The 10,550-nt window shown below is 64.3% G+C and carries 9 protein-coding genes; 3 read left to right on the top strand and 6 right to left on the bottom strand.

All coding sequences use genetic code 11. The features are described from left to right. Positions 1-66: 66 nt before the first annotated feature. The 5 genes from ACLBYD_RS29870 to ACLBYD_RS29850 form a co-directional block, all read right to left on the bottom strand. A complete protein-coding gene (locus ACLBYD_RS29870; RefSeq protein ID WP_447819284.1) occupies positions 67-1,026 on the bottom strand; it encodes a 3-carboxyethylcatechol 2,3-dioxygenase in 960 nt (319 codons plus the stop codon). 136 nt (positions 1,027-1,162) lie between these two features. Then, positions 1,163-2,032, bottom strand: coding sequence for an alpha/beta fold hydrolase (locus tag ACLBYD_RS29865; protein ID WP_447819283.1), 870 nt, complete (start codon positions 2,030-2,032; stop codon positions 1,163-1,165). Beyond that, positions 2,029-3,939 carry an FAD-dependent monooxygenase gene (locus tag ACLBYD_RS29860; RefSeq protein WP_447819282.1) on the bottom strand — a complete coding sequence of 637 codons (1,911 nt, stop codon included), beginning with the start codon at positions 3,937-3,939 and terminating at the stop codon, positions 2,029-2,031. Before ACLBYD_RS29860 ends, ACLBYD_RS29865 begins: the two co-directional genes overlap by 4 nt. Position 3,940: 1 nt before the next feature. After that, entirely contained in the window at positions 3,941-5,308 is a 1,368-nt protein-coding gene (locus tag ACLBYD_RS29855) for an MFS transporter (RefSeq protein ID WP_447819285.1), read from the bottom strand. A gap of 381 nt (positions 5,309-5,689) precedes the next feature. After that, on the bottom strand, positions 5,690-6,430 hold the full coding sequence (locus ACLBYD_RS29850) for a GntR family transcriptional regulator (protein ID WP_447819281.1): 741 nt from the start codon (positions 6,428-6,430) through the stop codon (positions 5,690-5,692). Between the two features lie 273 nt (positions 6,431-6,703). Here ACLBYD_RS29850 and ACLBYD_RS29845 point away from each other — a divergent pair, with 273 nt between their 5' ends. The 3 genes from ACLBYD_RS29845 to ACLBYD_RS29835 all read left to right on the top strand — a co-directional run bounded on the left by ACLBYD_RS29845 (position 6,704) and on the right by ACLBYD_RS29835 (position 9,637). Further along, entirely contained in the window at positions 6,704-7,777 is a 1,074-nt protein-coding gene (locus tag ACLBYD_RS29845) for an LLM class flavin-dependent oxidoreductase (RefSeq protein ID WP_447819280.1), read from the top strand. Positions 7,778-7,806: 29 nt separating this feature from the next. Further along, the gene (locus ACLBYD_RS29840) at positions 7,807-8,427 is read left to right on the top strand and encodes a cysteine hydrolase family protein (RefSeq protein WP_447819279.1); all 621 of its coding nucleotides are present in this window, start codon (positions 7,807-7,809) and stop codon (positions 8,425-8,427) included. 100 nt (positions 8,428-8,527) lie between these two features. Continuing rightward, positions 8,528-9,637: an alcohol dehydrogenase catalytic domain-containing protein gene (locus tag ACLBYD_RS29835; protein ID WP_447819278.1), complete on the top strand. Its 1,110-nt coding sequence runs from the start codon at positions 8,528-8,530 to the stop codon at positions 9,635-9,637. Between the two features lie 9 nt (positions 9,638-9,646). On the opposite strand, the gene ACLBYD_RS29830 is transcribed toward ACLBYD_RS29835, so the two are convergent. Continuing rightward, on the bottom strand, positions 9,647-10,550 hold a 904-nt coding region (locus ACLBYD_RS29830), incomplete at its 5' end, for an IS256 family transposase (RefSeq protein ID WP_447819277.1).

Below are 10,550 nucleotides of genomic sequence, written 5' to 3'. Positions count from 1 at the left end.
CGATGGCCGCGCCGATACCTCTGCTGGCGCCGGTGATCACAGCAACGCGGTTGTCGCGCTGCATTGTCAATCGAGTGGGGCGGGGGCAGGAGCGGTTATCGCGGTGGTGATCCCGAATCCTGCAATCCATTCCGGGATTTCTCGGTAGAAGGTCGAGGTGACCTGGTAGGGGCCGGCAGCGCGGAGGGCGGCGTAGGCGGCGATCCAGGTACGTACTTCGTGGGACGAGTGACCGGCCTGTTCGACGAACCAGTCATTGGTCCACGTGTCGATCTGTTCGAGATCGCCGGATGCCAGAACCTCGAGTAGATGACGGTCCCAATCGGGGTTGAGTGGCTGAATGCTGGCGGTGCCGGCGGCGAAGTCTCGTCCTGCGGTGATGACGCGTTGTTCACGGGCGTCGCGTTCGGCGTCGCTGGGGTGGCGGCCGTCGATCAACCGTTCGCGTACCTGTTCGGGCGCGGTGGCGAACTGGGGGACCGGGGGATCGTGGGAGAGTCCTCCGGATCCGACGAATAATACGCGTTTGCCCAGGTCCTTCGCGGCTCGGCCGACGGCTTCGCCGAGCAACCGAACCCGGCCGACGGGGCCGAGCGGTTCGGCGACGGAGTTGATGAAGATCGGCACGGTCGGCACGGCGGTGATCGACCCGACCAGTAGCTGCAGTGCCTGGGCGAACCCGTGGTCGACGTACATGCGTTCGGAGAACGCGGCATCGATGCCGCTGGCGAGTACTTCACGTGCGATGGCGTAGGCGGCATCACGGTCGACGTCGAGGGGGCCGGCTTCGGTGCCGTAATCACCGACGGACTGCGCGGCGGCGCCGATACAGAACGGCGGCAGCAGGTCGTAGAAGACCCCGTTGTAGTGGTCGGGGGCGAAGATGACGATCAGATCGGGCGCGAAGTCGGCGATGAACCGGCGCGTGCTCTCGAAGGCGGCGTCGACGGCGTCGATGACGGATTGATCAGGATCGTTGTGCCCCATCAGGGGGGAATGCGACATCGCGCACAGCGCCACAGGCATCGCGGAGTCTCCTTGCTGCTACTTCACGGCTTCTGCCCGAAGAGTGCGGGCGAGAGCGGACGAGGTTCGTCGGATAAGTGGGGGTCCGGTCGGCGCCGCCAGGGGTTGCAGGGGGGCGGCACCGGCCGGGTCTGGGTCAGCTGCGATCGAGGAGGAAATCCAGGTGCAGCGTGTTGAAGGTGTCGGGGTCCTCGTACTGGGGCCAGTGACCGCAGTTCTCCATGATCGCCAGCGTGGCGCCGGGGATGTGGGAGGCGATGCGCTTGGCTTCATCGACCGGTCCGGAGGGATCCTTGGTGGTCCACAGCACCATCGCGGGCACGGTGATGCCGTCGAGGGTGGCGTCGGTGATCATGTTCCGTTTGCGGGTTTCGAGATCCTGCAAGGCCATGTTCATTTCGCACGCCTTGAGCCAGTCCGGCTGCTGGAAGATGGCCTGCCGGGTGCGGATGAGGTCGTCGGTGACCATGGTGGGGTCGGCCATGAGCCATTCCAGGCGCGCCTTGACCCGTTCCCAACTCGGGTCTTTCGCCGCTTCCATCGACAGGGTGTAGAGCCGTTCCATCACCTGTGGGTTGGCCATGGTGCCGCCCATGGTGTTGAGCACGATCCGCCCGACTTTCTCCGGGTGGTCGTGCGCGAACTGGGCGGTGACCCATCCACCGAGCGATTCGCCGGAGAAGGATGCCTTCTCGACACCGATGGCATCCATGAAGTGCAGCACGTGATCGATGTAGTGCTTGATCTCGAGGGGATGATCCGGTTTGGTCGAGTAGCCGTGGCCGATGAAATCTATGGCCCAGACGTTGAAATGCTCGGCGTGTGAACGCAGATTGCGGACATAGGCTTCGGCGTGGCCGGTGATGCCGTGCAGCAGAATCAGCGCGGGCTTGGAGTCGTCGCCTGCGTGCAGATAGCGGGTGCGGTACGGGCCGGCCTGGATGAATCCCTGGCTGAACTCGACCTGGTTCAGGTCGTCCCAGACGCTGGTGTACGGGCGGGTCATGCGTGTGCTCCCTCGATCGTTGTGGTGCTGGTTGTGGAGGCCGGTGGTGCGTCGTCGGCGGTGACGTGGGGGACGACGATCGGCACGGCCTGGGTGCTGTACTGCGGCGCACCGCTGTCCCCTGGGTTTCGGGTCTCGTTCGGGGCGCGGTCGAGGACGTTGGTCAGCGCGTTCTCGAGGTGGGTGAGTGCTTCGCTGTCGTCCCACACCGGGGCGCTGTGCCGCCAGGCGATGTAGCCGTCCGGCCGTACGAGCAATGCACCGGCCTCGTCGATCTCGCGGACCTGTCGCCAGTAGCCGTACGGGTCGAGGGTGTCCGCTTCGCCGATGACTACGGTGCGCAGGAACGGTAGGTCCAATGTGGCGGCGGCACGTTTCCATGCTTGGCCGCCGATGCCGGTGAGCAGGGTCATCTGGCCCTTGCCGGTGACGTCGAGGGTGGAGACCCGGGTACCGTCCGCGTCGACCAGCCAGGCGTGGGGCAGTTTGGCCCCGGGACGGGTGGTGGCCTGCAGGTACAGTTCTCGGTCGCGTGCCCACTGCTCGTCGCCGGCCTCGGGGTCGGGGACGACCGCGGAGGAGGCGTAACGCTGGTTGAGTTCGACGCCGTGGGCGTTGAATTCGGTGTTCTTGACCTCGAGCGCCGCGTACAGCCGTTCCCGCAGAGCCGCACCTTCGGGGGAGGGTTCTTTGAGCTTCGCCAGGCCGGTGGTGACCGGGTCGTCGCTGTCGTGGTCGAACCATTCGCGCAGTCCGGCGTAGTCCTTGCGGGACTGGTTGGCGCGCGCGACGATCTGTTTGCCGACCGGGACACGTTCGGGGGAGTAGGACTCGAGCAGTCCCGGTCCCGCGTAGCCCTTGACGGCGTAGGCGATTTTCCAGGCAAGGTTGAATGCGTCCTGCATGGAGGTGTTCGATCCCAGTCCGCTGCTCGGTGGGTGCCGGTGTACGGCGTCGCCGCCACAGAACACTCGGCCGGACTGATAGTGCTCGGCCCACTGCTGATTGACGTACCAGAAGGACCGCGACACGATGTCGATGTCCAGCTGCGGATCGCCGACGAGGGTCCGGATCTGTTCGAGTACAACAGCATCGGAGACGTCGGGCTCACCCTGAGCCATGTCGAATCCCCATCCGGCGATCCACTGGTCCCAGGGCCGGATCGCGCGGAGCAGACCCATGCCGATCTCACCGAAACCGGCCTGGGAGTTGAAGATCCAATGCAGAATGCTCGGCCGGTGGGCGACGTACCTGCTCAGATCCGCGTTGAAGCGGATGTAGGCGGTGCCGGCGCGGGCGAGCTCTCCTTCGAACGGCAGGCCGATCTGTTCGGCGATCTTCGAGCGGGCTCCGTCGAAGCCGAGCAGGAAGCGCGCTCGCTGGGTGAATTCGGTGCCCGAGCGTACGTCTCGGAAGCGCACGGTCACGCCGTTCTCGTCCTGGATGTGGTCGAGGTATTCGGTGTTGAAGCTGATGACCGCGCCGCGTTCGGCGGCGTTCTTGATCAGGACCGGTTCCATCAGGGGCTGGGGGATGTCGAGCATCGCGCACGGGCTGCCGGCGAGATAGTCGCCGTACCGCGCGCCGGTGCCCCACGTTTGCATCCGGACGATTTCTTCACCGGCCAGACTCGTGGTGAACAGGGTGTCGCCCATCTGGTCCCAGGGGGTGGCGTATGTGCGGGCCTCGTCTTCGACGCCCAGGTCACGGAGCACCTCGACGGCGCGTTGGTTGGTGATGTGCGCGCGGGGTGAGTTCGCCACCCAGGGGAACATCGAGACGGCGTGGACGCGTACACCGTAGGTGGCCAGGGCGAGAGCTGCTGTGCCTCCGGCGGGACCGAGTCCGACGATGATGATGTCGGTGTCGTAGCACGTGTGGTCATGGTCGTTCATGGTCGTGGTCACTTCACTTGTCCAGGACCCGCAGGGATTGTGCGGCGTCGGTGGTGGTCGGAGTCGAAAAAGATGCGGGGGCAGTGGCGTTCGGGGTCGAGGTGTGTTGGTCGTGAACCAACTGGCGTGCCGCACCCTTGCGTCCCCAGCCGCCGGGCAGCAGGATCACCGAGACCACCGAAATGGCCGAGACGATCAGCAGGTAGAGCACGATCGAGTTGCTGGTGTTGCTGGAGGCATACAGAGCGGTCGCGATCGTCGGGGCGAATGCCGAGCCCGCTACCTGGGAGATGGTGTAGCCGATCGAGACGCCGCTGTAGCGCACATCCGCGTCGAAGACCATGGTGAACAGCGATCCGGTTACTCCGGCGGCGGGGGCCATGGCGATACCGAAGACCAGCACCTGCGCTGTCATGAACAGCCAGGGGTTCCCGGTGTTGATCAGCGCGAAGGCCGGCCCGATCACCACCCCCATGGTGACGGCGCCGAGAAGGTACATGGTCTTGCGGCCGAAGGTGTCCGACAGGGCGCCGAAGACGGGATAGAGGATGACGGCGACGACGCCGGCGACGAACACGCCGGCCAGGGCGAAGGTGCGGCTGATCCCGGCGACGGTGGTGCCGTAGGAGACGAGATACGCCATGCAGATGTAGGCGAACACTCCCTGGGACAGGTAGGTGCCGGCAATGAGGAAGATTTCTTTCCAGTGTTTGCGGAAGGCGACGGCGATCGGCATCCGCACTACGGCGCTGTGGGCCTTGACCTCGGCGAAGTCGGGGCTTTCGGCCAGGGACAGGCGGATGAACAGGCCGATCACGATCAGGACCGCGCTGAACAGGAACGGTAGCCGCCAGCCCCAGCTGAGGAACTGCTCGTCCGGGAGTTGAGAAGCGGCGAAGAACGCCAGGGTCGCAATGCTCGTCCCGGCGGGAGCACCCATCTGTGAGAAGGAGCCAAAGAATCCTTTCTTCGCGGTGGGGGCATGCTCGACGGCCATCAAGGTGGCGCCACCCCATTCGCCGCCCACGGCGAAGCCTTGAACTAGGCGTAACAGGGTGAGCAGGATCGGAGCGGCGATGCCGATTTGGGCGTAACCGGGCAGCAGTCCCATCAGTACTGTGGCGGCACCCATACCGACGAGAGAGATGACGAGCATCTGCTTGCGGCCGATCCGGTCACCGAAGTGGCCGAAGATGATGCCTCCGAGGGGTCGGGCTAGGAATCCGACGCCGAAAGTAGCGAAGGACAACAGGATTCCGATAGCGGGTGAGACATCGGGGAAGAACAAGGTGGGGAAGACCAGTGCGGCTGCGGTGCCGTAGATGAAGAAGTCGTAGTACTCGACGGTGGTCCCTACGAAGCTGGCCAGGGCCACCCGCATCGGGGAGGTCTTCGTCGTGGAAGTCGGTGTGGCGTTCACGGCGTGGTTCCCTCGATTCGAGGGGTTGGGCAGGTGGGTGCTCCGCAGAATGCTGGGTGCGATGCGGTCGTCATGGCCGCGCCTTTCGTCTGAGATTCGTCTGGGATTTAGCAGAGAGCCGCCGCAGCAGGGCGGGAAAGGTAACTAGAATGCTAGACGTCTAGTTGTGAAGCTACTCCGGCGTTGATGGTGACGCAAGTCTCTGTCGGGGGGTGCTGGTTCTTCGTCCCGATGGTGATCACTGCGAAGCGGCGCTGAATGAAGATGCAGCGCCGTCGGCACGATCGGGTCCTGTACGCCTGTCCGGTCGTACAGGATCCGGCATGGGGAACCGGCTCACCGTCAGTGCGGAGGCTGGGTGCTCGATTCGTCGCGGATGACCGCGATCGTGCCGACGATATGGCGCTCCATCGCCTCACGCGCCGCGGCGGCGTCGCGGTTGCGAATGGCCTCGGCGATCTCGTGATGGTCGTGCTGGCGGTCGGGGAGCGCGCTCGCGAGCGGGTTTGTGATTCCGGCGGTGTTGATCAGGAAATCCGACAGATCCCACATCCGCTGACTGGTCTCCTCCATGATCCGTGAATGCGCCATCGCGTGGATGGCGGCATGGAATTCCCGGTTGTGGACGCGGTATCCGTGGGCGCGGACCTCGGGATCGCGGGAGGCGATCAGCGCGTCGACGCGTGCGGAGATCAGGTCCAGTTCTCGCACCTGGGTTTCGGTTCGCCGCGTGGCTGCCACGGCAGCAATGGCTCCTTCGAAACCGCCGAACAGGGTGTAGAAGTCTTCGACCTCGCGGGGGGTATAGGAAACGACCTCGCATCCGACCTGGGGGACGATATAGACCAGTTTGTCGCTGGAGAGGCGGCGCAGGGCGTCCATGACCGGCTGCTTGCTCACCCCGAATTCCTGGCGAATCGACTCGACGACGATCTTCTCACCGGCTGCGTAGCGGCCTTCGAGCAATCGGGTTTTAAGGATGTCGTAGAGCGCGGAGGATAGGCGCGCCCCGGAGGTGCGGAATTGGGAAAGAAGCGCGGCAGCCTCGGTGCTTGCCGTAGGGCCAGGATCGGTCGTGGTCATCGGCTCAGGCTTTCCGTCGGTTTCTCGGGTGGCTCCGGTGTGGCCGGGAGGCTGAAGGCAGCATCTTGCATTCTAGTACTTGTGGTGGTGGTCACCGTGAGCTACGTTCATCTGGAACGCTAGCATTCCAGTTCCCGACCGGCAGGGCTTTGTGACCGATCGTGGAATCCATTCCGGAGACATGCGCATGCAGTGAGGCCTTCGGACATACGTCCGCTACGACGGGGTGGGACCAGCCGAGAGCACCACCAGGCCACTCGCAAGGAGAAGAACATGGAATTCTGTATCGGCACCTGCGCCAAGATCGATCAGGTCGCAACGGTGAAGCAGGCCGAGGACCTCGGGGTCACCCACTTCGGAGTCGGGGAAGGACCGTTGTTGTTCTCCGACCCGTACCAGTTCCTGGCCCTGGCTTCGCAGCAGACCACCGCCATTCACCTGGGCACCATGGTCACCAACCCGTTGACCCGCATCGCCCCGGTCACCGCGAACTCCATGGCCACTCTCAACGCACTGGCGCCAGGTCGAACCTTTCTCGGTATCGGTACCGCCAACAACGCGCTGCGTTCCATGGGCAACCGCACCGCGAAGATCTCCGAACTGTCCCACGCCATCGAAGTCTCCCGTGAGCTGATGGCAGGCCGGCGGGTCACCCACACCTGGCTCGGGCAGTCCCGGGAAGTGGAGTTCCTAGACAAAGAAAGCGGCTTCTACAACGTCACCGACCACATCCCGATCTGGGTCGCCGCCGGCGGACCACGCGGTCTCGCCGAAGCAGCCAAGTACGCCGACGCCGTCGTCTACTGCCTCGGGCCGAACACCGACATGATCAAGATGATCCGCAGGCTCCTGGACAAAGCCGTCGCCGATGCCGGACGAGCCCCGGGTTCGGTCAAACTCGTCTCGTTGTCCTGGTTCTACCAACTCGGCAACGGAGAAACCTGGGAAGACGGCGTCACCAACGGCTTCGGATCCGGCCCGATCAGCTCCTGCATCACCAACGCCGGACTGATGGACCAACACCGCGACGAACTCGGCGACTCGATCGTCGATGCCTCACTCACCGCCGCCCAGCAGTATCTCGGCAACCCGAAAGCCGCGGACCAACCGCACTACCTCGACGTCTGGGCGAAGTACCTGCGCGGCCTCGACCCCCGGCACCGCCCGATCATCACCAAGGAACTCGTCGACTACTGGTGCCTGTACGGCTCCCCGGCCGAACTACGAGAAAAAACAGCCCTGATGCGCGAGGCCGGCGTCGACATCCTCCAAGTCTTTCTATCCAACCCGTTCACCGCCGCCCGCGACATCGACAACATCGGGCATTCGATCCTCGCCCACGCCTGATCCCTACCGGTCCCGCCCAGGAGATACTGATGGAATTCGACCCACGCACCACCGCGCTCGTGGCAGTCCACTGCCAAGGCGACATCGTCGGACCTACCGGCGCCTTCGCCGACTTCTTCCACCAGCAGGTGACCGAGCGCAAAGTCATCGACCACATCGCCGCGCTCATCACCGTCGCCCGCACCGCCCGCGCCACGATCGTCTACACCCGGGTCGCGTGGAAGCCGGACTTCTCCGATCTCGACGTCAATTCGCCCCTGCTCGGCATCGTCGCCCAATCCGGATGCCTCAAGGAAGGCAGCGAACTCGCCGAGATCATCGAACCCCTCATCCCACACGACGAGGACATCGTGCTCACCCACCAGCGCATCGGAGCCTTCGCCCGTACCGACCTCGACACCATCCTGCGCAGCAAGGGCATCACCACCGTGCTCTTCGCCGGTGTGGCCACAAACGCTTCCGTCGAAGGAACAGCGAGGGTGGCAAGCGATCTCGGCTACCGAGTGGTGATCGTCGAGGATGCATGCTCCGCGGCCACTCCCACAGCGCACCAAGCCAGCATCGACTCCCTTAGCCTGCTGGCCGACATCAGCACCGTCGACGAAGTCCGCGCTGCTCTGACTGCGACGGTCACCAGCACCCGCACCTGACCACGCCGACAAACATTTCTTTGCCAAGGCACGCCGACACCCATCCCTCGTCACACCCCTAACCCAAGCCAATCCCCCGTCTACATCAGGAGTTCCGTACATGAAGTCCACCATGCGCGTCGCCCGCCTCCACGAGATCGGACAGCCGATGCAGATCGAGGACCTCCCCATCCCCGAGCCCCGGCCCACCGATGTCCTGGTACAGGTCAAGGCGTGCAACGTCGTGCCGAATCTGAGCAACGTGCTGGCGACCTACAACGAATGGTTCCCCTACCTGCCCTTGCCCAAGCTCCCTGCCATCTTCGGCCTCGACTCGGCCGGAGTCGTCGCCGCCGTCGGCACGCACGTCACCGACGTCACGGTCGGAGATCGGGTGTACGTCAACCCCGGCATCTCCTGCGGCGGTTGCCGCGCCTGCAAACAAGGCAACGATCAGAACTGCAACCGTTACACATTCATGGGCTATTTCTCCTTCGGGGCCGACGGCCAGCAAATCTTCGATGCCTACCCGTACGGCGGCCTGGGTGAGTATCTGACCGCCCCGCAACGAAACCTGGTCAAACTCCCCGACACGGTCACCTTCGAAGAAGGCGCCCGCTTCGGTTACCTCGGTACCGGCTACTCGGCCCTGCGCAAGGCCGGCGCCGGTCCAGGCTCCACGATCCTGATCGACGGCATCTCCGGAACCCTCGGCCTGGGCACATGCCTGAGCGCTCTCGCCCTCGGCGCAACTCGCATCTTCGGCACCGGCCGCAACGCGGACCTGCTCGACGACGTCCGAGCCATCGCCCCCGACCGCATCCACGTTCTGTCGGCCGGCCAGGACGAGTTGCGCAGCTGGGTGTACGAGCACAACGATGAAGAGGGCGTCGACATCGTCATCGATGCTCTCGGTCCGGGTGCCCCTGCCGAATCGTTCCTCGATGCCATCGGCACCCTCCGTCGCGGCGGCGTCGCGGTCGACATCGGCGGCATGATGGAACGCCCCCCGCTGGATATGTTCTCGCTGATGTGTCGCCAGATCAGTGTGCTCGGCAGCCTCTGGTTCTCCACGGCCGAAGCCCAGGACATGGCCGACCTCGCCGGTACCGGAGTTCTCGATCTTTCCGTCCTCGAACACCACAGTTTCCCGCTCGAGAAGATCAACGAAGCACTCGCAGACCTACCGGCCCGACAGGGACTGTCAGGTAATCGGTGGATCTGGTTCTGACACATGGGATTAGTTGCTGGTCGGAGTGATGCGTCCTTCGAAGGTGATCGCGAAAGCGTTCAAAGCTCCTTTCCACCGTGATGTCCATCGTGCGCGTCCCTTGCCGGTCGGGTCCAGAGCACGAGTGGCCAGATACAGACACTTGAGCGCGGCCTGCTCGTTCGGGAAATGCCCACGGGCCCGGATCGCCCGCCGGTACCGGGCGTTGAGTGACTCGATCGCGTTCGTCGAGCAGATCACCCGGCGGATCTCGACGTCGTAGTCGAGAAACGGCACAAACTCCGACCAGCTGTTTTCCCACATCCGGACGATCGCCGGATAGCGCGGACCCCACTTGCCGGCGAACTCGCCGAACCGTTCCTTCGCCGCCGCCTCGGTCGGAGCAGTGTAGATCGGCCGCAGATCCCGGGACATCTCCTCCCAATACTGCCGGGCGGCATACCGGAAGGTGTTGCGCAGCAGATGGATCAGGCAGGTCTGCACCACCGTCGGCGGCCACACGGTGGTGATCGCCTCGGGCAGACCTTTGAGCCCGTCGCAGACGGCGATGCACACGTCCTCGACACCGCGGTTCTTGATCTCGGTGAGCACCGCCAACCAGAACTTCGCGCCCTCACCACCGTCGCCGGCCCACAAGCCGAGGATGTCGCGTTCCCCTGCGGTGGTGACCCCCACCGCCACGTAAACCGGCCGATTGGCGACTTGACCATCGCGGATCTTGACGTGGATCGCATCGATGAACAGCACCGGATACACCGGGTCGAGCGGCCGGACAGACCATTCGGCCATCTCAGCAAGGACCTTGTCGGTGATCTTGCTGATCGTCTCCTTCGACACCGTCGCGCCGTAGACGTCGTCGAAGTGCGCAGCGATTTCACCGGTGGTCAGGCCTTTCGCCGACAGCGACAAGATG

It is taken from the genome of Rhodococcus sp. C26F (genome assembly GCF_053345925.1).
This window is presented reverse-complemented; position numbering and strand designations above follow the sequence as displayed.

What these genes read in the sequence shown, in the direction of transcription:
- ACLBYD_RS29855 (WP_447819285.1), bottom strand. Translation starts at nt 5,308, where the DNA reads ATGCGGGTGGCCCTGGCCAGCTTCGTAGGGACCACCGTCGAGTACTAC.
- ACLBYD_RS29845 (WP_447819280.1), top strand. Translation starts at nt 6,704, where the DNA reads ATGGAATTCTGTATCGGCACCTGCGCCAAGATCGATCAGGTCGCAACG.
- ACLBYD_RS29850 (WP_447819281.1), bottom strand. Translation starts at nt 6,430, where the DNA reads ATGACCACGACCGATCCTGGCCCTACGGCAAGCACCGAGGCTGCCGCG.
- ACLBYD_RS29865 (WP_447819283.1), bottom strand. Translation starts at nt 2,032, where the DNA reads ATGACCCGCCCGTACACCAGCGTCTGGGACGACCTGAACCAGGTCGAG.
- ACLBYD_RS29840 (WP_447819279.1), top strand. Translation starts at nt 7,807, where the DNA reads ATGGAATTCGACCCACGCACCACCGCGCTCGTGGCAGTCCACTGCCAA.
- ACLBYD_RS29870 (WP_447819284.1), bottom strand. Translation starts at nt 1,026, where the DNA reads ATGCCTGTGGCGCTGTGCGCGATGTCGCATTCCCCCCTGATGGGGCAC.
- ACLBYD_RS29835 (WP_447819278.1), top strand. Translation starts at nt 8,528, where the DNA reads ATGAAGTCCACCATGCGCGTCGCCCGCCTCCACGAGATCGGACAGCCG.